At 69.4% G+C, this 20,742-nt stretch carries 19 protein-coding genes; 13 read left to right on the top strand and 6 right to left on the bottom strand.

The window, feature by feature from the left end:
- Positions 1 to 15: 15 nt before the first annotated feature.
- Positions 16 to 987 (top strand): substrate-binding domain-containing protein, encoded by a 972-nt coding sequence (locus tag GF068_RS03525; protein WP_153817841.1) that lies wholly within the window; start codon positions 16 to 18, stop codon positions 985 to 987.
- 95 nt (positions 988 to 1,082) lie between these two features.
- On the top strand, positions 1,083 to 2,171 hold the full coding sequence (locus GF068_RS03520; protein ID WP_153817840.1) for a peroxidase, FMP-type: 1,089 nt from the start codon (positions 1,083 to 1,085) through the stop codon (positions 2,169 to 2,171).
- Positions 2,172 to 2,492: 321 nt separating this feature from the next.
- Here the strand turns inward: GF068_RS03520 and GF068_RS03515 are convergent, their stop codons facing one another.
- Entirely contained in the window at positions 2,493 to 3,164 is a 672-nt protein-coding gene (locus GF068_RS03515; protein ID WP_153817839.1) for a hypothetical protein, read from the bottom strand.
- Here GF068_RS03515 and GF068_RS03510 point away from each other — a divergent pair.
- Positions 3,142 to 3,708 carry a hypothetical protein gene (locus tag GF068_RS03510; RefSeq protein WP_153817838.1) on the top strand — a complete coding sequence of 189 codons (567 nt, stop codon included), beginning with the start codon at positions 3,142 to 3,144 and terminating at the stop codon, positions 3,706 to 3,708. The genes GF068_RS03515 and GF068_RS03510 overlap by 23 nt on opposite strands.
- Before the next feature lie 15 nt (positions 3,709 to 3,723).
- Positions 3,724 to 4,551: a siderophore-interacting protein gene (locus GF068_RS03505; protein WP_153817837.1), complete on the top strand. Its 828-nt coding sequence runs from the start codon at positions 3,724 to 3,726 to the stop codon at positions 4,549 to 4,551.
- A 109-nt stretch (positions 4,552 to 4,660) separates the two neighbouring features.
- On the opposite strand, the gene GF068_RS03500 is transcribed toward GF068_RS03505, so the two are convergent.
- The 3 genes from GF068_RS03500 to GF068_RS03490 all read right to left on the bottom strand — a co-directional run bounded on the left by GF068_RS03500 (position 4,661) and on the right by GF068_RS03490 (position 7,512).
- Complete coding sequence (locus tag GF068_RS03500; RefSeq protein ID WP_240806671.1) at positions 4,661 to 5,299, bottom strand: RloB family protein; 639 nt, start codon at positions 5,297 to 5,299, stop codon at positions 4,661 to 4,663.
- Positions 5,300 to 5,322: 23 nt separating this feature from the next.
- Positions 5,323 to 6,642 (bottom strand): AAA family ATPase, encoded by a 1,320-nt coding sequence (locus tag GF068_RS03495; RefSeq protein ID WP_170319286.1) that lies wholly within the window; start codon positions 6,640 to 6,642, stop codon positions 5,323 to 5,325.
- Between the two features lie 129 nt (positions 6,643 to 6,771).
- On the bottom strand, positions 6,772 to 7,512 hold the full coding sequence (locus GF068_RS03490) for a class I SAM-dependent methyltransferase (protein ID WP_170319285.1): 741 nt from the start codon (positions 7,510 to 7,512) through the stop codon (positions 6,772 to 6,774).
- A gap of 175 nt (positions 7,513 to 7,687) precedes the next feature.
- On the opposite strand from GF068_RS03490, the gene GF068_RS03485 reads away from it, so the two are divergent.
- Positions 7,688 to 8,209: a hypothetical protein gene (locus GF068_RS03485; RefSeq protein WP_170319284.1), complete on the top strand. Its 522-nt coding sequence runs from the start codon at positions 7,688 to 7,690 to the stop codon at positions 8,207 to 8,209.
- Between the two features lie 162 nt (positions 8,210 to 8,371).
- On the opposite strand, the gene GF068_RS03480 is transcribed toward GF068_RS03485, so the two are convergent.
- The gene (locus GF068_RS03480) at positions 8,372 to 9,250 is read right to left on the bottom strand and encodes an alpha/beta hydrolase (RefSeq protein WP_170319283.1); all 879 of its coding nucleotides are present in this window, start codon (positions 9,248 to 9,250) and stop codon (positions 8,372 to 8,374) included.
- A 100-nt stretch (positions 9,251 to 9,350) separates the two neighbouring features.
- Between GF068_RS03480 and GF068_RS43320 the strand changes: the two genes are divergently transcribed.
- On the top strand, positions 9,351 to 9,611 hold the full coding sequence (locus GF068_RS43320) for a hypothetical protein (protein ID WP_170319282.1): 261 nt from the start codon (positions 9,351 to 9,353) through the stop codon (positions 9,609 to 9,611).
- A 21-nt stretch (positions 9,612 to 9,632) separates the two neighbouring features.
- Here the strand turns inward: GF068_RS43320 and GF068_RS03475 are convergent, their stop codons facing one another.
- Positions 9,633 to 10,508: a PAS domain S-box protein gene (locus tag GF068_RS03475; protein WP_338046200.1), complete on the bottom strand. Its 876-nt coding sequence runs from the start codon at positions 10,506 to 10,508 to the stop codon at positions 9,633 to 9,635.
- Between the two features lie 203 nt (positions 10,509 to 10,711).
- Here GF068_RS03475 and GF068_RS03470 point away from each other — a divergent pair, with 203 nt between their 5' ends.
- The 7 genes from GF068_RS03470 (at position 10,712) to GF068_RS46855 (ending at position 20,731) form a co-directional block, all read left to right on the top strand.
- Complete coding sequence (locus GF068_RS03470; RefSeq protein WP_170319281.1) at positions 10,712 to 12,247, top strand: phytoene desaturase family protein; 1,536 nt, start codon at positions 10,712 to 10,714, stop codon at positions 12,245 to 12,247.
- 77 nt (positions 12,248 to 12,324) lie between these two features.
- Positions 12,325 to 13,140: a PAS domain-containing protein gene (locus GF068_RS03465; RefSeq protein WP_153817830.1), complete on the top strand. Its 816-nt coding sequence runs from the start codon at positions 12,325 to 12,327 to the stop codon at positions 13,138 to 13,140.
- A gap of 86 nt (positions 13,141 to 13,226) precedes the next feature.
- Entirely contained in the window at positions 13,227 to 14,474 is a 1,248-nt protein-coding gene (locus tag GF068_RS03460; RefSeq protein WP_153817829.1) for a TolC family protein, read from the top strand.
- A complete protein-coding gene (locus GF068_RS03455; protein WP_153817828.1) occupies positions 14,471 to 15,544 on the top strand; it encodes an efflux RND transporter periplasmic adaptor subunit in 1,074 nt (357 codons plus the stop codon). Before GF068_RS03460 ends, GF068_RS03455 begins: the two co-directional genes overlap by 4 nt.
- A complete protein-coding gene (locus tag GF068_RS03450; protein ID WP_153817827.1) occupies positions 15,541 to 18,675 on the top strand; it encodes an efflux RND transporter permease subunit in 3,135 nt (1,044 codons plus the stop codon). The genes GF068_RS03455 and GF068_RS03450 overlap by 4 nt, the downstream gene beginning before the upstream one ends.
- Positions 18,672 to 19,364, top strand: coding sequence for a response regulator transcription factor (locus tag GF068_RS03445; RefSeq protein WP_338046199.1), 693 nt, complete (start codon positions 18,672 to 18,674; stop codon positions 19,362 to 19,364). The genes GF068_RS03450 and GF068_RS03445 overlap by 4 nt, the downstream gene beginning before the upstream one ends.
- Complete coding sequence (locus tag GF068_RS46855; protein WP_153817826.1) at positions 19,361 to 20,731, top strand: ATP-binding protein; 1,371 nt, start codon at positions 19,361 to 19,363, stop codon at positions 20,729 to 20,731. Before GF068_RS03445 ends, GF068_RS46855 begins: the two co-directional genes overlap by 4 nt.
- Positions 20,732 to 20,742: the final 11 nt, after the last annotated feature.

The raw sequence follows: 20,742 nt of genomic DNA, 5'->3' as shown, positions 1-20,742 counted from the left end.
GGAGGTCGTCCCGACATGCTGCGAAATACGCTTGGATTCACGCGCCGCGGTTTTCTCCTCGGCCTGCTCGTCCTCGCTTGCGCCTGCAAGGGTGAATCGAAGGGCGGCGCGGCCGCGGGGGAGGGGGGCAAAGGCGGCAAGCTCGTGATCGGGATGTCGCAATGCAACCTCGGCGAGCCCTGGCGCGTGCAGATGAACGCCGACATCGCCGCCGCGGCGAAGGAGCACCCCGAGATCGAGCTGATCTTCAAGGACGCGCAGAACGACACCTTGAAGCAACGCGCGCACGTCGAGGAGCTCGTCGCGCAAAAGGTCGACGTCCTGCTCGTGAGCCCCAAGGAGGCCCAGCCGCTCACCGAGCCGGTGGGAAAGGCATTCGACGCGGGCATTCCGGTCATCGTGCTCGATCGGGCCGTGCTCGGGGAGCGGTATACGACGTTCATCGGGGCCGACAACAAGAAGATCGGGCGCGCCGCGGGGGAATGGGTGAAGAAGGTGCTCGGCGGCAAGGGCAAGGTCGTCGAGCTGAAGGGGCTCATGACCTCGACGCCGGGGCAGGATCGGAGCGCGGGGTTCCGGGAGGGGATCGCGGGCAGCGAGATCGAGATCGCGTTCGAGGCCGACATGAAATGGCTCGAGCCCGAGGCGCGCAAGGAGATGGATTCGGCGCTCGCGCGGCTGTCGAAGATCGATCTGGTGTACGCGCACAACGATCCGGGCGCGCACGGCGCATATCTCGCGGCGAGGGCGGCCGGGCGCGAGAAGGAGATGAAGTTCGTCGGGATCGACGCATTGCCCCACGAGGGGGTGAGTTACGTCGAGCAGGGGATCCTGGACGCGACGTTCCAGTATCCGACGGGCGGGCGGGAGGCGGTGGAGACGGCCCTGCGAATCCGGAAGGGCGAGGCGGTGCCGAAGCGGATCACGCTCGGGTCGCGGCGGTTCACGAAGGAGGATGGGAAGAAGGGCGGGGAGGTCATCGAATAAGTCGTTCCGATACCTCGGCCGACTTGACATGCGTCGCCTCGCTCACGTACCGTCGCTTACCGTCGCTGGTTCATGCGACGATAACGAGGTCAACCATGTCGATTCCCACGACCCCCCAGCCCCCTTATCCCACGTACACCGATGCGATCCTGCGCGAGCCGGCCAATTACGGCGTGCTCGCGCAGCTCGAAGGCACCTGGGTCAACAACAACCCGACCAAGAGCCCTGTCGGCTGGGGACTGCACACCACCTGCATGCCCTCCCCCGGCACCAACTCGGAGACCATCTTCGGCATCTTCCACTTCCTCTGCGACGACTACACGGAGGAGCTCACCTTCACCCTGGTGGACGGCGGCGTTCGCAACCGCGGCGGGACCAATGAGCAGTTCGTCGGCGCGGTCAAGTACAACCAGAGCATCCAGCGGGTCCGGGACGGGGTCGGGATCCACGAAGAAGACGGGATGTATCTGTGGCTGAATCAGATGTACAACCACCCGGCGGACGAACAATCCGTGCTGGAGGACAACGGCTACCCCGGCATCTCGATCGGCGCGGGCTCGAACGGCCCCAATTTCGTGCCGCCCTATTCCATCGCGCGGAGCGGCACGATCCCGCACGGCAACGCGATCCTGCTGACCGGGGGCTTCCAGGTCGTCAGTGACGGGAAACCCGAGTTTCCGAGTGGCCTCGCCGCGTGGCAGATCCCGTTTCTCTCGATGTCGTCGAGCATGGGCGTCTCCGAGAAGGATCCGATCGACCTCGACAAGCCGGCGCCGGACTGGGTGCATGACAAGACGCTGCCGGTGCGCGACCCCGACGGCAATCGCACCTACTTCCAGCGGATCCTGGCGGACAGCCATTACCCCTACTCGGCCCGCCCGGACCTGCGCCTGCGCGACGTGATCAAGGACCAGAACATCAAGGGGTATACCTTGATCGAGCTCTCCACCCAGCACGACGGCGGCCCGCAGGGCGGGATCTTGAATACCCCGTTCGTCCAGCGCTTCGCCCGCCCCGCCGACATGAAGCTGCGTATGTGGATCGAGACCGTGATCGAAGACGGGAAGGAGATCCTTCAACTGCAATACGAGCAGATCATCTTCTTCGAGTTCATGTTCGGCTCGAGCGGCAAGACCACCCGCTGGCCCCACATCCAGATCAACACCTTGCGCAAGAAGACCTGAGCCACGGGTAACCCCCACCTCCGCCTGGTCGGACGCGCCCGAACGCTCCTCCCGAGCCGCCCGACACGTGCCAGACGTGCACGAAGGCGCCTTCGGCGTCACCCGACGCGTGTAGAACGCGCGCGAAGGCTCGTTCGGCGCGATCCTGCACGTGTAGAGCGCGCGCGAAGGCTCGTTCGGACCCGCCCGACACGCGCCAGGCGCGCGCGAAGGCGGCTTCGGCCTCGTCTGACGCGTGTAGAACACGCGCGAAGGTCGGTTCGACGCCGCCCGACACGTGTCAGGCGCGCGCGAAGCGACCTTCGGACGCGTTCGACGCGTTCAGGTGTCGGTTTTCTTACTCTTCCGGGGCTTCCGGAACGGCTTGAAGAAGCGGTCGACCTTCTTCGGGTTCGACGCGTAGACGGCGGTGAGCTTACCTTCGAGTGTTTTGTAAGCCGTGCGCCAGGCGGCCATGAGGGCGGGCAGCGTTTTTTCGTTCAGGAAGGCGAGCTGCTTCTCGGAGATGGTGAGGTCCTCGCTGGCCGCGAGGACCTTGGCGCGGGAGGCCGAGAGCTTCGGCATCCAGGTCGTGACGAGGGGCCCGAGCTCCGGATCCGCCTGGTCCTCGACCATGGCTTCGAGCATTTGCTCGACGATCTCGGGCTCCTCCTTGCGGGGCTCGGCGGTCGTGACCTCGCGCAGGCCCTTGGGGAAATACCGGAGGTACTTCGGCGCCTCGCGATTCTTGTCCACGATCGTGAGCAGGCCGAGCTGGAAGCCCCCGATGTCGTCGTCGAGGTATTCGTCACACACGTCGAGAATGGCAGACTTCCTCTGCACCTGCTCCTCGAGGTCCTCCTGCTCGCGGAGCGCCTTCTTGAGATCGACGTGCGCCGCCTCCAGGTCCTTTTCGAGGCCCGCGGTCTTCGGATCGGCAGCGGCGCGCGAGATCGAATAGGCGCTCTTCGGCGGATAAGCTTTGGGCGAAGTGTCTTCGCCGGGCATTTCCATGGGGTATGTGCTCCTTGGAGAGGCGGCAGTCTTACCAAGGGCTCCAACGGATGGGCAAAAAAATGAGGAGCTTGCTCGTGTCGCCCCGGCGGGTTACTGGATCGACGTGAGCACGGCGGTTCTTTCCGAGTTGATGGAGGCCCTGCGTTGTCGTGGTGGGTGGTGGGCTTCGCCTCAGGACCCGGGAGCCGATCGCGCCACGGTCGAGGCCGCCTGGGGGGCGAGTGAAGATCCATTCGCGATGCTCCTCCTCCTCGCGGCCCTTCACCCGCAAAGGAACGAGCCCGTCTGCGATGCGCTCGTGGCGAGCATGTCGTTCTTCGCGCCCATGCGCGACGAAGCAGCGAAGCAAGCTCGCTGTCGTCCCGGGATGAACTACAACGGGCCCGATCGATTTCGCTTCCGGCATCTCGCGATGAAAATCCGCCAGTCCTTGTCCGAGCTTCACGCCGCGGAGCGGAAGCGCATCGAGCCGAAGCTCAGCGCAGCCATCCGGACCGTCGTCCAAGATCCCTATTGGTCCCCCTCGACCTCTCCTGCATGACTCCGAGCCTCTCCCATGAACCGTGAAGACACACCCTTCGACCTCGTTCGTCACCCCCTGAAGGTCCGCCGTTTGACCGTCGCCCGCGTCCGTGATCTCTCGCCGCGCATGCGCCGCATCACGCTCGGCGGCCCCGAGCTCGAGGGCTTCGTGTCCCTCGCGCCCGAGGACCACGTGAAGCTCTTGTTCCCCGCCGAGGGACAGTCCGAGCCCGTCTTGCCCGTCGTCGACGAGCGCGGCGAGATTCGACCGCCGCCGGGCGCGCGTCCGATCGCGCGTGATTACACCGTCCGGGCGCGGCACGTGGATACCATCGACGTCGATTTCTTGTTGCATGCGCATGGCGTCGCCTCTTCCTGGGCGGCGCGCGCGACGCCGGGGGACGTGCTCGGCCTCGCCGGGCCGCGTGGATCACGCCTGCTCCGATTGCAGCCGGCGTGGCAGCTCTTCGTCGGCGACGAGACGGCGCTGCCGGAGATGACACGTCGTATCGAGGAGACGCCGCCGGCCGTGCGCAATTTCGTGGTGGCGCTCGTGGAGGACACGAAGGATCAGGCCGCGTGGCCCGAGCTTGTCCGGGCGGGCGTGGAGACCCGCTGGGTCTATCGCGCGGACGCGGGCGGAGCCGGGGAGATAACGAAGCGGCTCGTGGATATCGTGCGCGCGGCCGAGCTACCCGAAACAGGGGAGGGTTTCGCCTGGCTCGCGGGCGAGGCCTCCGAGACCGCCGCGGTGATGCGCTTGCTCGTGCGCGAGCTCGGCTGGGCGCGCGGACGCGTGCACGCCTCGGGGCACTGGAAGCGCGGGGTCATCGCGCACGATCACCACGAGCCGCTCGGCTGACGTCGGCGCCCGGCGCTACCCGCGCTCGGCGATTGCGAGGAACGGATCCACTCACCGCATCTGCCAGCACGCCCTTGACGAGCCGCTCGCGACGCCAGTGAAATACCTTTCAGGGCGACGAGGGAGCGTGAACAGCGGGGGGTGGGAGGCGCTTCACGAGGCGATGTACGTGCGTGCCGACCTGGCTGGGCCATGGCGCCCCGTCATCCATCGCTGCACTACGGGCGACCGCCGTAGCGACCGTCTCGCGCGAAATTCGCGACGTGTCGATGCCCTTCTTGTTGTATTGTCCGAGTACACGCCGCAGCTCCTTTTCACACAGCGTGGCGGCTCGCGCATCCTCCGCGTGTGTAACGACCGCCGACGTGTCCTCGGTTTCGTGCAGGAGTAGCCAGAGCTCGAAGCACGGATTGCTACCGGCGATATCGAAGCCTTTTTGTCTGGCGCGCATCGCGAAATCAGAGAGCTCCTTGCTCCGATGGTGATCGACGTCGAAGACAGCCCAGAACTCGTCCTCGTCGAGGCACCGATCGAGCCCGCTGCGATACTCGGTCAGCCGTTCGAGCAGATGCGTGGGCGCGCCACGTCCCTCGTCGGTGGGGAGCACGATGATACGCACGCGCGATCGGTCGACGAGGTTGTTTTCCTGGAGCGCGTGGAGGTATTGAGCGGCAGCATGCGTATCTTCCGTCGCGACGACGTAGAGCTGCGCGCTGCGCGCCCCGATGGTGCGTTGAACGAGGCCCATGCGTCGGATCTTGTGGACCATCTTCAACTCCCCCTGCCGCCTTGAGAGATCAGTCGCGTGAGATTGCCGAAGAAGGGGATCGCTCCGAACCGCCCTTGCAGGTATCCATTTTCGAGATTTTTTCCGAGGTCCGCCAACTGCTCGGGATTGAAGTCCGCGAGCGAATAAAGTGTGCTGGCGCCACTGGGGTCTTTTTCGGTGAACCAGATGGAGTCGCGGCTCAAGAGGGACAGGTCGAGCAGGTTGGTGTCGTGTGTGGTGAAGATGAGCTGACTCGGCGTGGCGTCAGGGATCGCTCCCTGCGCAAGGAAACGTTCCAAGAACATACGCGTGAGGAGCGGGTGCAGGCTACGCTCCAGCTCGTCGATGACGTAACAGAAGCCGTCACGATAAATCGATGGGCCGAGATGAAGCAATCGCCTGGTACCGTCGGACTCTTCCTCCGCCGAGAAGAGAACCTGCTTCCCATCCCGATCGCGATGCGCGAACTTTATCTGTAGAAACGCGAGCACCACCGGGCCGGCGGTATGCGCCGATATCTCGTTGACCGTTTCACCACGAAGGGCGATCTGCATCGTGGTCATCGGATCGATGTCGTCCGGGTCGATGCGCTCGACGCGCAGCTCTTCGATGCCAGTGCCCGCCGCATACATCAGGGAACCCATGAACGTGCGAAAAGACTCGTCGACGTCGAGTCTGTGCCCCAGCTGTCTCGCCCGGGTCACTGGTGATATGACCATCAACTCGCGAACGCTCGAAATGAGCTGGCTGAATTCCGTCGCGTTGCGCTCGTTGGCTTCGCATAAAAAAAGCTGATTGGGTCGCGTACCCTCCGCGACGAAATTCAAGAATTGGCGTCTGTGATCACTGGAGCACAATGCGTCACCGATCTCGATGCTGGACGCGTCGGTCTCATCCGTGCTCCGCTCGAACAGTTTCGCCTCGGTGCCATCCGTGGCAACGAACAGCCACTCACTATGAACACGCCTTTCTGACACCTCGAAGCCGTACGAGTAACGTGATTTTCCTGCGCCAATCTCGAGCTCGAACCGTGAAGGAGCATTGCGACAAGCTTCGTCCAGCTTGAACGGCCTCACTCCAATCGGCTCCGCGCTCCGCGTACCCGTCAGGATCAGGCGCCTTGCGAACTCGATGGCCTTGACCAGGTTCGACTTCCCAGAAGCATTCGCTCCGTAGATCGCTGCACAGCGGAGAACTTCTCGCTCTTCTGGCCCGGCGAGCACCTGCCGAGCGTCGTGCTCGACACCTGGTGTCGCAAGCAAGCTCAGCGTCATCGGTTCTCGGAAGGACAGGAAGTTCTCGACGGCGAACTGCAGCAACATGGCGACACGGTTCCTCGTTGAAGTCTTCCCTACCACGACCATGTCTGCCAAGGCCACCCAGAAGCGCTCTTCCCTCTCGGACGTTTCATACGCCGGGCGTTCATCACGCCACGCCGTATCCCTCGAGCCCTACCCGCGCTCCGCGACCCCGATCAGCCCCGTATCGTCATTGGTCCCCGGTCCCTCTGGCAACACCTCCGCATCGAACCGCTCGCATTCGTCCAGGAACGCCTCCACCCGCCCCGCGTCCGCCAGCACGCCCTTCACGAAATCGTCCCCGCACAGATGCGCGAGCGAGCCGAGCCCCCCGGCGCGGAGCACCGTCATTCCGTGCGCCTCGAGCGTCTCCCGGAGCTCTGCGGCCAGGAACGTGCGTATCTCCGCCTCAATGGGACGACCACGCACCCTCCGCAAAAACGCCCACGCGCCGTGGGCCGCCGTCACGATCAGCGTTCGTCGCGCCACGCGACAGCTCTCGCCGAGCACGCGCGGCGCCTCCGCGCCGGACGCCGAGATCGGGCCGTCCATGTTCAGCACGAGGTCGAACGATCGATCCGCGAACATCGAGAGATCCACCGCGTTGGCCTCCACGAACCGGATGTTGCCCGCCCCGCCCGCCTTGCGGCGCGCGATGTCCAGCATGGCCGGCGAGAAATCGACGTGGACGACCTCGAACCCCCGCTGCGCGAGGGGGAGCGAGAAGGCGCCCGTACCGCCGCCGACGTCCAGGATCGTCCGCACGCCGTCGAGGCGCCGCTCGATTTCACGAATGCGCAGCGCTCGGTTGACCGAAGGCGAGCGCAGCCACGCCTCCTCCTTCTCCGCATGCGCGTCCCAGCTCCGCCTCGCCTCCTCGAAATCGAAACCCATCACCCGCCTCCTCTCGCGCTCCAGCATGCATGCGCCCTTCCTCCCGTCGAGCGGAGAGACCGAAGCAGCGGCGCGCTGGGGTCGGTCGAAGGCGTCGGGATATGTCCGCGGTGGCATGTGCCTTGCGAATGGGGAGCGCGTACGGCCCAATGGGTCGACATCCGAGGAGGAGTCAATGCACGTTTCCCCCCAGATCATGAAGTGGGTTTTGGCCGCGGCGATGCTCGCTCCGAGCGGCATCGCGTACGCGGAGGTGGCCGATCCGGTCGCTTGCGCGCTCGTCTCGCGCACCCCCGAGTCGCATACGTTCTACGGCAGCGGAGAGGAGCTCGCCAGGAAGGTGAGCGCGGCGAATCTGCCGATCCACGACCGGAGGCTTTACCTCTACACGGTCGAGACGGACAAGGGCGCCGAGCTCGTCTTCTTCGAGCGCGTGAAAGGAAAGGAGGAGCTCGAGGTGTCCCGGTGGAAAGGAGCGTCCCTCGGTGATCTGAAGGAGCAGCTCAACGCCGTGATGATGACCAACCAGGGCAAGTACTGTATCGGAAAGAAGTCGACCGATCTCATCAACACGAAGCTCGAGCTCCAGCCGGCCGGCGCACGCGCCATCCCGAGCTCCGCCGGGGATCTCGTCCGCGTCAGCGCCGAGGAGCAACGCGGCGACTTCGCGCGGGTCACGTTCTTTCTTCTCTGCTGACATCATGGCCTGAACGGCCATTCGATAGCCACCCACACCCCCGCCGAGCGGTCCCACGACCGCTCGGCTTTTTTGCATTTTGTCCACGAGCCGCGCCGCACGCGTGTTGCGTGATCACGCAAGAACACGGTCACGTGATCACGCAGGCGCGACGTTGCGTGATCACGCGAGCTTCGACCGGAGGAACTCCCCCGCGCGGGCCGTCGCCCCGATCGCCTCCGGCAGGAACGTCGGGAACGCCTGGAAGCCGTGGATCATGTGTTGCCACGCGTCGAGCACGGCCTCGCCGCCCGCGGCCTTCACCCGGTCGACGAGCCTGTGCGAATCGTCGAGCAGCACCTCGGCCGTGCCCACCTGCACGAAGAGGGGCGGCAATCCGCCGAGCTCCGCGAAGAGCGGCGAGCTCTTCGCCGGATCGTTACCCTGGAGGACGGCGCCGGCCATCAGGGCCAGGTTGCTCGGATCGACGAGGGGATCCTGCGCGCCGTTCGTCTTGCTGGACGGCCCGGAGAGGGTGAAATCGACCCACGGCGAGAGGAAGGCCGCGCAGGCAGGCAGCGGCAGGCCGGCGTCGCGCAGCGCGAGGAGCGTGGAGAGCGTGAGGCCGCCGCCCGCCGAATCGCCGGCGATTGCGACGCGGGAAGGCGCGACGCCCTGCGCGAGGAGCCACCGATACGCGGCCACGGCGTCCTCGCGGCAGGCCGGCCAGGCGTGCTCGGGCGCGAGGCGATAATCGACGGCGAGCGCGCGCGCGCCGGAGGCCTGCGCCAGCCGGAAGATCGTCTCGAGGTGTGTCTCGGGCGAGCCGATGATGTAACCGCCGCCGTGCAGGTACAGGAGCACGCGGCCCGGATCCACGCCCGGCGGCGTGATCCACGAGGCGGGCACGTCACACGCGGACGGCTCGAGGCGCGCCTCGGCAGGCGGGGGCGTGACACGCATCATCGACACGAACCAGGCGCGCATATCGGCGGGCGTGGTGCTCGTGGGGGCATTGGCTCGAAGATAGGTGATGAGCTCGGCGAGACCTTGGTTCGACATGCGGGTAGGAGACGCCCGCCCGCCGGGCTCGTCAAGCCGATGGCAGGTTCTCGCGCCGCTCGTTGCCTCGCCGCGGATCGGACGATATAGAACGCCCCGCATGGAAACGCCCTCGCCCTCGCCCCGCACCTCGCCGCCCACGCCCGCGCCTGGGCCGTCCGGCGGATCGACGGGGAAGATCCTCGTCGTCGTCATCGTGGTCGTGTCCACCGCGATCGCCGGGACCATCGTGGCGATGCGGCTCTCGGTCCGCGCGAAGATGAACGCCGCCGCCGCCTCCGCGAGCGCGTCGGCCTCCGCGAGCGCCCCGCCGTCCGCCGCCCCCGCGCCCCTGCCCTCGGCGAGCGGCGCGCCTCGCTGAGCGAGGCCGTCCTCGGTTTTTCTAGCGCTGGCGAGCCGTCCGGAGCCCGAGGGCGTGGGAGAGCGCCGCGGCGAGGGTGCCGAACGTGCGCAGGCTGCTCGTGTCGATTCCGAGCTCCACCATCGTCGTGGCGATGGCGGGCCGGATGCCGGAGACGAGGCATTCGCTGCCGAGGAGCCGCGCCGCGTGGACGAGGGAAAAGACGTGTGAGCCCGTCTCCGCGTCCATGGCGGCGACACCCGTGAGATCGAGGATCGTCACGCCGGCCGCCGATTGCACGATGGATTCGAGCAGCTTGCCCATCATCATGCCGGCGCGCCGGGCGTCGATTTGCCCGATGACGGGCAAGAGGAGGACGCCCTCGGCGACCTGCAGGATCGGCGCCGAGAGCGCGCGGACCGCCTCGTTTTGTTCATGGAGGGCCGCCTCGGCCTGGCGGCGCTCGCCCATCTCCTGCTCGAGCTGCTCGTACCTCGCCTCGAGCTCGCGCTGCGACGCCCGGAGCTCCTCTTCGAGCAGGTATCGATCGGTGACGTCCCGCGCCACGAAGTACACGCGTCCGTCGGTGGGCACGCTCGTCCAGTCGATCCACCGGTAGCTGCCGTCCTTGCACCGATATCGATTCTGGAAGTTCAGCACGACGGATCGCTCGGCCCTCGTGGTCATCTCGAGGGTCTTCGCCTGGTCGTCCGGATGCACGAAGGAGAGGAACGGAGACGCGCGGAGCTCCTCGCGCGTGTGGCCGAGGGTTTGCTCCCACGACGGCGAGAGCTCCTCGAGATAACCTTCTGCCGAGGCAATACCCAGGAGCGCGGGGGCCACCTCGAAGAGGCGTCGGTACGGATCCGCCCCGCCGCTCACGGACTCCGCCGGCCCTTCCAATCGTTTTTCTTTCACGAAGTCTCCCGCTCCCCCTTCGAATCCCCCAAACCTCGGATGCTAGGGCGCCGCTCGAAGCGCTGTCAAGGCGCGCGGGCGGATGCGGGCGAAGAGATATCGGCATGCCGGGAGAACATGGCTCCCGGGTAGTCTCCCCGCGTGCGCGTGATTCGTTTTCCTCGCCCCGGCCGGCGGGCGGGTGTACCCTTCCGCGCAGCATCATGTCCTCCACGCGTCGCGCGATCGTCATCGGCACCGGCACGGGCGGGCTCGCGTCCGCGGCGTTCCTCGCCAGGGACGGCTTCGACGTGCTCGCCCTCGACGCGAGCGCCGAGATCGGCGGCTACCTCGCGCCCTTCTCGCGGGACGGATTCGTCTTCGACCAGGGGCTGCACTACGTCGGCGCCTGCCGCCCCGGTCAGCTCGTCCACGAGCTGCTCGAGGCCCTCGGCGTCGACGCGGCCGAGCTCTTCCACGAGCTCGATCCGGACGCATTCGACCTCTACCGATTTCCCGACCTCGATATCCGGGTTTGCCGCCCCCTCGCCGCCTACCGCGAGCGCCTCACCGCGCTTTTTCCGGGCGAAACGAGGGGCTTGCGCCATTTCTTCGGGCTGCTCGACGGCGCGGCGCGGATGCACGAGGCGCTCGCCCGGAACATCCTCGGCCGGCCCGTCCTCTCCGATCTGGTCGCGCTCACGGGCGTGCCTGCGCTCTTGCAATGGAGCCAGCGGCCGTTGCGCGAGCTCATCGAGCAGAGCGTGACGGATCCGCGCCTGCGCGCGGTGCTCGGCGGCCAGTCCGGCGCGTGGGCCCTGCCGCCTTCGCGCGTGGTCGCGCTCGCGGCGCTGCTCTACATGGCCCATTTCAGCGACGGCGCGTTTTTCCCGCGCGGCGGCGGCGGGGGCCTGCGCGACGCGCTCGCGGGCGCGGCCGAGGCGAAGGGCGCGCGGTTCCGGACGCGGGCCCTCGTCGAGCATATCGAGGCCGAGCGCGGGCGCGTGACCGGCGTCGTGCTCGCGGGGGGCGAGCGGATCGAGGCCGACGTCGTGGTCTCGGCCATCGATCCCACGATCACGCTGGGCAGGCTGGTCTCCGCGGCCGAACTCCCGACCTCGCTCCGGCGCAAGGCGGCGGTGATCGAGCCGTCGATGGCGATGTTCCAGCTCGGGCTCGGCCTGCGCGGCGACGCGCGCGCGCGCGGGCTCTCGGCGCAGAACGTGTGGCTCTACCCGTCCTACGACGTCGAGGAGGGGTTCTCCGCGCGATTCACGGGGAAGCTCCCGGCGCGGCCGATGCTGTTCGTCTCGCCAACCTCGATCAAGGACCCGAGCGGCGCGCTCGCGCCGGAGGGCAGCTCGTCGCTGGTCGTGCTCACGTACGTGCCCCACGCCAAGTTCCGCAAATGGCAATCGCTGCCCGAGGCCGAGCGAGGGCCCGCCCACGCGGCGTATCGCGACGAGATCACGCGGTGGATGCTGGAGGAGCTCGATACGCGTTACCCCGGGCTCGTGGGCGACGTGGTCGTGAAGGCGTGCGGCACGCCGCTCACGGCCGCGGATCGGACGCGCAACGCGGCGGGCGCGCCGTTCGGCCCGGCGATGACGCTCTCGCAATGGGGACCCAAGGGGTTCCGCACGCGCACGCCCGTCACGGGCCTCTTCCTCGCGGGCTCGGGCGTATTCGGCGGCGGCGTGGCGCCGTGCCTGCTGTCGGGGCTCGCCGCGGCGATGATGGCCAAGCTCTCGCCGCGGTGACATGGATCATTGACGCGGCGGATCGTCGCGGGTATTCGTCCGTATGGGGGCATCAACCGTACGGGGGAGGCGATCCGATGGGAGAACGGGACGGGGATCTGGCGCGAGAGGTCGAGCGACTGCGTTCGCGGGTGGGTGAGCTCGAGGAGCAACTGCAGGCGTTCGTGAAGCACACGCCCACCGCGACGGCGCTCTTCGATACGAACGTACGTTACCTGGTGGCCAGCGAGGCCTGGCTCTCGGATCTCCGCGTCGAGGTCCGAGACGTCCTCGGTCGGAGCCATTACGACGTTTTCCCCGAGATCACCGAGCGGTGGAAGGAGATCCACCAGCGTTGCCTCGCCGGCGCGACCGAGTCGTCCGAGGAGGACCCATTCCCGCGCGCCGACGGGAGCGTCGATTGGTTGCGGTGGAAGGTCATGCCGTGGCGCACCGGCGCCGGTGAGATCGGCGGGCTCTTCATGTTCACGGAGGTCATCACCGAGCGCAAGCGCCTGAAGGACGCGCTCGAGGCGCAAGCCGCCGCGATCCGGGAGCTCTCGACGCCGATCGTGCCGATCCGCGACGACGTGCTGGTGATGCCGCTCGTCGGGGCGCTGACCCCGGAGCGGACGGTCCAGATCATGGAGAACCTGCTCGGTCGAATCGTGTCGGCGCAGGCGCGTGTCGCCATCATCGACGTCACGGGCGTGCCGCTCGTCGATAGCCACGCGGCGAATTCGCTGCTCCAGATCGCGAAGGCGGTGCAGCTCCTCGGCGCGGGCGTGGTCCTGACCGGGATCCGGCCCGAGGTCGCCCAGTCGCTCGTGAGCGAGGACGTCGACATGAAAGACATCGTCACGCGGCGCGATTTGCAGGGCGGCGTCGCCTGGGCGATGCGCGGACGGACCTGAGATCGGGCCGAGCCCGACCGACTTTCTGAGAATTCTCTCAGGACCACCTCAGGATCTCTCCCGGGGCCCGGCGCTAGGTTGGGCGCATGAGCTCCTGGCTCGCACTCCCGATCGTCGCCAATGTCGCGCTCGCGGGCTCGCCGCCGCCGAAGGTGGTCTCGTTCGACGAGGCCATCGGCCTTTCCGTCACCACGCCGGACGTGCGCGGCGCCGAGCGGGCGGTGGAGGCAAAACACGCGCTCGGCAGCCGTATCTCGTCGATGACGGAGAACCCGCAGCTCTACGTGCAGCCGGGGTTCCGCGTCCTGCCGACGCCGAACCAGGGGGTCGAGCTCCAGGCGAGCGTGACGCAATCGTGGAACCTCGCGGGGTTGTCCTCGGCCCGCAAGGCCGCGGCGCGGGTCGAGGAACAGGAGCTCTCGGCCGGGGCGCGCGCGCTCGCGCTCACGCAGCGGCTCGAGGCGGCGCGGGCGTGGATCGACCTCTGGGCCGCCGCGCGCGTGCTCGACGTGGCCACGCGCGAGGCCGCGCTCGCCGGGCAGTTCTCGCGGCTCGTGGAGAAGGCGGCCCAGGCCTCGGCGGCGACGAAGGCGGACACGGCCGACGCGCGCGCCTACCACGCCGAGGCGCGGCTCGGCGTCATCGGGGCCGAGGGCGAGGTGTTCGAGCGCGGGCTCACGCTCTCGCGGGCGCTCGCCGCGGGCCCGGATCCACTCGCCGCGCGTGGAGATCTGCCGGCGCCCACGTTGCCCGCGAGGCCGAGCCTGCGCGAGGCGGTGCGCCGCGCGGCGACGCTGCCGTCGGTGCAGCAGAAGGCGCTCGCCGCCCGGGTCGAGCGCGCGCGGGAGGCCGAGGAGAAGGCCGCGCGCGGGACGTCGCTCTCGCTCGGCGTGTTCGTGCAGCGCGATTCGCCCGGGGGATTCGTGGGGTTCGGCGCCGTCGGCCTCACGCTGCCGGCGTTCGATCGGGGCGAGCGCGAGCGCAGCGTGATGGCCGCGCGCGCGGCGCAGCTCGAGGGCGAGTCGAAGCGCGAAGCGGCGAACGCGGCCGCGGATCTCGCGATGGCGATCCACGAGGTGGAGCACACGCAGGACGTCGTGGACACGCTCGCCGGGGCGATCGTGCCGGCGCTGTCGGAGGGGCTCGCGGCGCGGGTGAAGATTTTCGAGGCGGGCGAGGGGACGATCCTCGAGGTGATCACGGCGCGGAGGAGCGTCGCGGCCGCGCAGAGCCGGCTCGAGCGGGCGCGCGCGGCGAACGCGTGGGCGCGGGTGAAGTTGTGGCTCTGGCTCTCGGCCCTCGAGGACGGGAAGAAGCAGGAGAAGGCGCGATGAGGGCGCGCGTGGCGTGGATGTTCGTGGCGGCGACGCTCGCCGCGTGCTCGCGCCCCGAGGAGGCGCCGCAGGCGGCGGCCCTCGACGTGGGCCCGAAGAGCGCAGAGACGCCGTGGGTGAAGGCGCGCGCGCCGGGCGGGTTGTCGTTGCTCGAAGCGCCGGCCGAGCTCGTGCCGCCCTCGGGGGCGCGGGGCGCGGTGATGCCGCCGTTCTCGGCGCGGATCACGAAGGTGCACGTCGAGCACGGCGCGGGCGTGGAGGAGGGCGCGGCGATCGCGACCGTGGTGATGCCGGAGCTCGCGCGCGCGGCGGGCGCGTACGTGGCGGCGGGCACGCGGCTCGCGGCGCAGGGCAAACGCAAGGCGCAGCTCGAGGCGCTCCGCAAGGAGGGGCTCACGAAGCTCGCGGAGATCGCCGAGGTCGAGGGCCTGCTGGCCGACGCGACCGCCGAGCAGCAGATCGCGCTCTCGACGCTGAAGATCGCCGGGCTCGGGCCGAAGGACGCCTCCGCGCTCGTGGCCTCGGGCGGGAAGGTGACGCTGAAGAGCCCGGTCGCCGGGGTGGTGACCGAGATCGACGCGGCGATCGGGGAGACACGCGAGCCGACGGGCGCGCCGATCGCGCGTATCGAGGGCGGCGGCGCGGCGCGGGTGGAGGCGCGGTTCTCGCAGCGGCCGCCGCCGGGCGCGAGGTTCGTCTTCGTGGGTCCGCTCGGACAAACCACGGCGCTCACGCTGCTGCGCGAGGCGCCGAGCACGAGCGGGCGCGACGGGACGGTGGCCGCGTGGTTCGAGCCCGCGGAGGTGATCGCCTTGCCGCATGGAACGCTGGGGAAGGTGCGCGTCACGCCGGATCCCGCGGGGAGCGCGGTGGCCATCCCCGCGGCGGCCGTGACGCTGAAGGACGGCGTGGCCGTGGTGTTCTCGCGAAAGACGGGGGCGCCGCTGCCCGTGAAGGTGCTCGCGAGCTCCGGGGCCGACGCGCTCGTCGAAGGGGATCTGCGCCCCGGGGACGAGGTGGCCGCGGACGCGTCGCGCGTGTTGCCCACGCCCGGAGGAGACGTCGATTGATCGAGGCTCTCGTCAGGCTGTCGATCCGCCGTCGTGTCGTCGTCGTGGCGTTGACGTTCGTCCTCGCGATCGTGGGGGCGTTGCTCGGCCGGAGGATCGAGCTCGACGCGCTGCCGGACATCACGAACAACCAGGTGCTCGTGTTGACGAGCGCGCCCGGTCGGACGCCCGAGGAGGTCGAGCGTCTGGTCACGCGGCCCATCGAGCTCGCGCTCGGCGGCCTGCCGGGGCTCGAGGAGCACCGGAGTTTGTCGCGCTACGGGATCTCGTCGGTGACGGTGGTCTTCGACGACGCGGTGGATCCCTACCTCGCGCGGCAGATGGTCTCGGAGCGTATCGGGGCCGTCGCGGGCTCGTTGCCGCCCGGCGTGGGCGCGCCCGAGCTCGGGCCGGTGACGGGCGGGCTCGGGGAGATTTTTCATTTCACGTTGAGCTCGCCGTCGCGATCACTCGCGGAGCTGCAGGAGCTCACGACGACCCGCGTGGCGCCGCTGCTGCGTTCGGTGCCGGGCGTCGTGGAGGTGAACGCCTGGGGCGGCGAGCGGCGCACGATCGAGGTCGTGGCCGATCCGGCGCGGCTCTCGCAGCGGCAGATCACGCTGGGCGCGCTGCGCGAGGCGCTCGAACGATCGACGGGCAGCGCGCCCGGGGCGAGCTTGCCGCTCGGGCGAGGGCAAGCGCTGCTGCGCGCCGTCTCGCGGCCGAAGGATCCCTCCGAGCTCGGGCACGCGATCGTGTCGCCGCTCGATCAGGAGGGGCGCGCCGTGCGTGTCTCCGACGTGGCGGAGCTACGCGTGGGCGCGTCGCCGAGGATCGGCGCGGCGACGGCCGACGGCCGCGGCGAGGTCGTTTACGTGATGGTGCAGATGCTCCGGGGCGACAACGCGCTCGACGTGATGGAACGGCTGCACGCGCGTTTGCCCGCGGTGCGCGCGGCGCTGCCGGAGGACGTCTCGGTCCGCGTCGTGTACGACCGGAGCCACCTCGTCGGGGCCACGCTGCGCACGGTGGGCAAGAGCTTGCTCGAAGGAGGCTTGCTCGTCTGCGTGGTGCTCTTCGCGATGCTCGGGAGCCTGCGCGCGGGGCTGCTCGTGGCCTCGGCGATCCCGCTCTCGATGCTCGGCGCGCTCTCGGGCATGGTGGCGCTCGGGATCCCGGGCAACCTGATGAGCCTCGGCGCCATCGATTTTGGCCTCGTCGTGGACGGGGCCGTGGTGATGGTCGAGCACGTCTTCCACGCCTCGCACCAGAAGGACGTGCCGGAGCGTGGTCCCGAGCGGATCTCGTGGGTGAGCCGCGTGTGCGCCGAGGTCGCGAGGCCGGTGTTTTTCTCGGTGCTGATCATCCTCATCGTGTACCTGCCCGTGCTCACGATGACGGGCGTCGACGGCAAGATGTTCCGGCCGATGGCGCTGACCGTGGTGTTCGCGCTCTCCACGTCGCTCCTCCTGTCGCTCACGTACGTGCCCGCGGCGATGAGCCTCGTGCTCCGCAAGAAGGACGTGCCGGCGCGGGATCCGTGGCTCGTGCGGGGGATCGACCGGATCTACGGGCCCACGCTTTCGTTCGTGGTCAAACGACCCCGGCTCGTGGTCGCGAGCGCGCTCTCGCTGTTCGCGCTGGGGTTCGTGCTCTTCGTGCGCGCGGGCAGCGAGCTCGCGCCGCAGCTCGACGAGGGCGACCTCGTGGTGCAGACGACGCGCGCCCCCGACATCAGCCTGGAGACCGCGGTGATCGAGGCGGGCAAGCTCGAAGCGGCCGTGCGTGCGGTGCCCGAGGTGCAGCAGGTCGTCTCGCGCGTGGGCAGCCCCGCGGTGGCGACGGACATCATGGGGCTCGAGCAAGCGGACGTGTTCATCACGCTCGCGCCGCGGGACACGTGGCGGCCGGGGCTCGAGCGCGAGGCGCTGATCGAGGAGATCCAGCGCGCGATCGACGCGGCCTCGCCGGGCGCGGATCCCTCGTTCACGCAGCCGATCCAGATGCGGTTCAACGAGCTGCTCGGCGGCGCGGTCTCGGACGTGGCGGTGAGCATCTACGGGGCGGATCTCACCACGCTGCGCGCGCTCGCGGAGAAGGTCGCGGCCGAGATCGAGGCCGAGCCGGGCGCGGCCGACGTGAAGGTGCTCGCGCCGCCGGACGTCTCGCTCATCGAGGTCGAGCCGAAGGCGCTCGAAGCGTCCCAGGTGGGCCTCGGCGTGGGCGAGGTGATGGACGCGGTGCAGGCGGTGAAGAACGGGATCGAGGTCGGCGAGACGTACGACGGTCCGCTGCGGATCCCGGTGGTGCTGCGGGTCGGGGGCGTCTCGGGCGCGTTCGACCTGCCGAGCCTGAGCTTGCCCACGCCGGCCGGCGGGCTCGTGCCGCTCGCGCGTGTCGCGAGGGTCGAGACCTTGCCGACGCCGGGCCTCGTGAGCCGCAAGGACGGCGAGCGTCGCATCGTGGTGGGCTTCAACGTGCGCGGCGCGGATCTCGGCGATCTCGTGGCGCGGGCGCGGGCGCGCGTGGAGCGCGCCGTCCCTGCGCCGCGCGGGTATCGGCTCGTCTGGGGCGGGCAATACGAGACGTTCCAGGAGGCGTCGCGGCGGCTGCTCCTGGTCGTGCCGGCCGCGGTGCTGCTCATCCTGGGCGTGCTCTTCGCGGCGTTCCGCAAGGTGAAGCCCACGCTCGTGATCTTCACGAACGTGCCGTTCGCCTGCGTGGGCGGGATGGTGGCGCTCACGATTCGCGACATGCCGGTGTCGATCTCCGCGGCCGTGGGGTTCATCGCGCTCTCGGGCGTGGCGGTGCTGAACGGCGTGGTCTTGCTCTCGCGCGTGCTCGCGAACGAGGCGGCGGGTTTGACCCCGGCGGAGGCGGCGGAGGACGCGGCGCGGTCGCGGGCGCGGCCGGTGCTCATGACGGCGCTCGTGGCGGCGCTCGGGTTCGTGCCGATGATGCTCGCGCGGGGCGTGGGCTCGGAGGTGCAGCGGCCGCTCGCGACCGTGGTCGTGGGCGGGCTCGTGACCTCGACGCTCTTGACGTTGCTCATCGTGCCGAGCTTGTACGGCTGGCTCGGCAAGGGCCGGCGCGGGACGAACGCCGCGCCTCCGCCGCCGGACGGCCCGTCCGGCGCTACGATGGCGTCGTGAAGCTCTTCGTGGTGGAGGACGAGGCCAAGATGGCGCGCCTGCTCGAGCGCGGCCTGCGCGAGGAGGGGCATCAGGTGGACCTCGCCGAGAGCGGCACCGAGGCGCTCGAGCAGGGCCTCGGGGTCGCCTACGACGTGATCATCCTGGACTGGTCGTTGCCCGGGATGGATGGCGTCTCGCTCCTGCGGCGGTGGCGGGAGCGCGGGCTCCGGACGCCGGTCCTGCTCCTGACGGCGCGCGGGACGGTGGGCGAGCGCGTGACGGGCCTGCGGGCCGGCGCGGACGATTACCTGGTCAAACCGTTCGATTTCGAGGAGCTCGTGGCGCGCCTCGAGGCCCTGCACCGGAGAGGCGCGGGGCACGAGGCGCTCACGCGGCTCGGGCCGATCACGCTCGACGCGCGGCGCCGGGTGATCGGGCGGGACGGGGCCGAGGAGAGCCTGACGGCGCGGGAGTTCGCGCTCCTGTCGGAGCTCGCGGGGCACGCGGGGGAGGCGCTCACGCGGACGGAGCTGCTCGGCACGGTGTGGGGGACGGGGTTCGACGGGGCGCCAAACGTGGTGGACGTGTACGTGGGGTATTTGCGGGGCAAGCTGCGCAGCGTCTCGGGGGACGCCGTGACGATCCAGGCCGTGCGGGGCGTGGGGTATCGGCTGGTCGTGGCGCGGCCGCCGCGGGGCGAAGCGTGAGGGTCCGGGCGCGGCTCGTCCTTTTTGGCGCGGCCTTGCCGTCGCTCGTGATGGTGCTCGCGGTGGTCGTGGCGGGCGTGGTGTTCCGCGGGAGCTTGCTCGGCGCGCTGGATCGAGCGCTGCTCGCGCAGGCGGCGGTGGAGAGCGTGAGCCTCTTCGACGGGCCGACGGGGGTGCCGCATTTGCACCTCGGCAAATCGCCGCTCGCCGACGACGTGCGCTCCTTCGTGCCGATGGCGGGGCTCTACGACGGGGCGGGCAAGCTCGTCTCGTATTTCCCGGAGAATGGCTGGATCCCCGATCCACCCGCGAAGGACGTCGGCGCGGAGGGGCCGCATCTCGCCACGCATCTGTCCTCGGACGGGCGGTGGGTGCGGTCGCTCGTGGTCGCGGTCCGCGCGCCCTGGGGCGAGCCGTACGTGCTGACGCTGGAGAGCTCGCTCGCGGAGATCGACGCGACGATGCGGCTCTACTGGCAAGCGACGCTGGGGCTCGTGGCGGCGGCGGCGGCGCTCCTGTTTTTCTTGCAATGGGCGCAGGCGGGCCGGATGAGCCGGCGCATCGGCGACATGACGGCGCAACTGCCGGAGCTCCGGGGCGGCGCGCTCTCGTGGAGCTTGCCGCCGGATCCGACGGGCGACGAGATCGCCGATCTGCGCGTCGCGCTGGCGGAGGCCATGGAGCGGCTGCGGGTGGCGCGGGACGCGCAGGAGCGGCTCATCGCGAATGCGGCGCACGAGCTCCGGACGCCGCTCGGATTGATGCGGACCGAGATGGACCTCGCCTTGCGCAAGGAGCGGAGCGCCGAGGAGCTCCGGGCGGCGCTCGCGGAGGCGCGCGGGGAGGTGACGCGCCTGTCGAACCTGGCCGCGCGGCTGCTCGACCTCGCGGCGCTCGGCAAGGTGACGTGGGAGGCGAAGGCGGGTGACCTCGCGGCGCTCGTGCGGGAGGCGGCGGAGGCGTGTGAAGCGGAGGCGGAGGCGCGGGGCGTGACGATCTCGCTCTCCTTGCCGGACGAGGCGCCGGCCGCGTTCGAGGCGCAGACGGCGCGGCAGGCGATCGACAACCTGCTGTCGAACGCAATGGCGCACGCGCCGCGGGGGACGATGATCGTGGTGGGGATCGAGGCGGCGGACGAGGTGTGGTGTATCTCGGTGGAGGACGCTGGCGAGGGGGTCCGCGCCGAGGAGGCCGAGCAGCTCTTCGAGCCATTTTTCCGGGGAGCGAAGGCGAAGCGAGGGCAGGGGGCGGGGCTCGGTCTGTCGATCGTGCGGGAAATCGCGCGGAGGCACGGGGGCAGGGTGTACCTCGGGGCCAAGCAAGGGCGAGGGGCGCGGTTCGTCCTGGAGATGCCTCGAACGGTGTAATGCAGCGCGGC

Origin of the sequence: Polyangium spumosum (genome assembly GCF_009649845.1) — a bacterium.
In the GTDB taxonomy this organism is placed as follows: Bacteria; Myxococcota_A; Polyangia; order Polyangiales; family Polyangiaceae; genus Polyangium; species Polyangium spumosum.
This window is presented reverse-complemented; position numbering and strand designations above follow the sequence as displayed.

Excerpts from the sequence above, each read along its gene's own strand:
- GF068_RS03525 (WP_153817841.1), top strand. The coding sequence starts at position 16 with ATGCTGCGAAATACGCTTGGATTCACGCGCCGCGGTTTTCTCCTCGGC.
- GF068_RS03520 (WP_153817840.1), top strand. The coding sequence starts at position 1,083 with ATGTCGATTCCCACGACCCCCCAGCCCCCTTATCCCACGTACACCGAT.
- GF068_RS03515 (WP_153817839.1), bottom strand. The coding sequence starts at position 3,164 with ATGGAAATGCCCGGCGAAGACACTTCGCCCAAAGCTTATCCGCCGAAG.
- GF068_RS03505 (WP_153817837.1), top strand. The coding sequence starts at position 3,724 with ATGAACCGTGAAGACACACCCTTCGACCTCGTTCGTCACCCCCTGAAG.
- GF068_RS03500 (WP_240806671.1), bottom strand. The coding sequence starts at position 5,299 with ATGGGCCTCGTTCAACGCACCATCGGGGCGCGCAGCGCGCAGCTCTAC.
- GF068_RS03495 (WP_170319286.1), bottom strand. The coding sequence starts at position 6,642 with ATGTTGCTGCAGTTCGCCGTCGAGAACTTCCTGTCCTTCCGAGAACCG.
- GF068_RS03490 (WP_170319285.1), bottom strand. The coding sequence starts at position 7,512 with ATGGGTTTCGATTTCGAGGAGGCGAGGCGGAGCTGGGACGCGCATGCG.
- GF068_RS03485 (WP_170319284.1), top strand. The coding sequence starts at position 7,688 with ATGCACGTTTCCCCCCAGATCATGAAGTGGGTTTTGGCCGCGGCGATG.
- GF068_RS03480 (WP_170319283.1), bottom strand. The coding sequence starts at position 9,250 with ATGTCGAACCAAGGTCTCGCCGAGCTCATCACCTATCTTCGAGCCAAT.
- GF068_RS43320 (WP_170319282.1), top strand. The coding sequence starts at position 9,351 with ATGGAAACGCCCTCGCCCTCGCCCCGCACCTCGCCGCCCACGCCCGCG.
- GF068_RS03470 (WP_170319281.1), top strand. The coding sequence starts at position 10,712 with ATGTCCTCCACGCGTCGCGCGATCGTCATCGGCACCGGCACGGGCGGG.
- GF068_RS03465 (WP_153817830.1), top strand. The coding sequence starts at position 12,325 with ATGGGAGAACGGGACGGGGATCTGGCGCGAGAGGTCGAGCGACTGCGT.
- GF068_RS03460 (WP_153817829.1), top strand. The coding sequence starts at position 13,227 with ATGAGCTCCTGGCTCGCACTCCCGATCGTCGCCAATGTCGCGCTCGCG.
- GF068_RS03455 (WP_153817828.1), top strand. The coding sequence starts at position 14,471 with ATGAGGGCGCGCGTGGCGTGGATGTTCGTGGCGGCGACGCTCGCCGCG.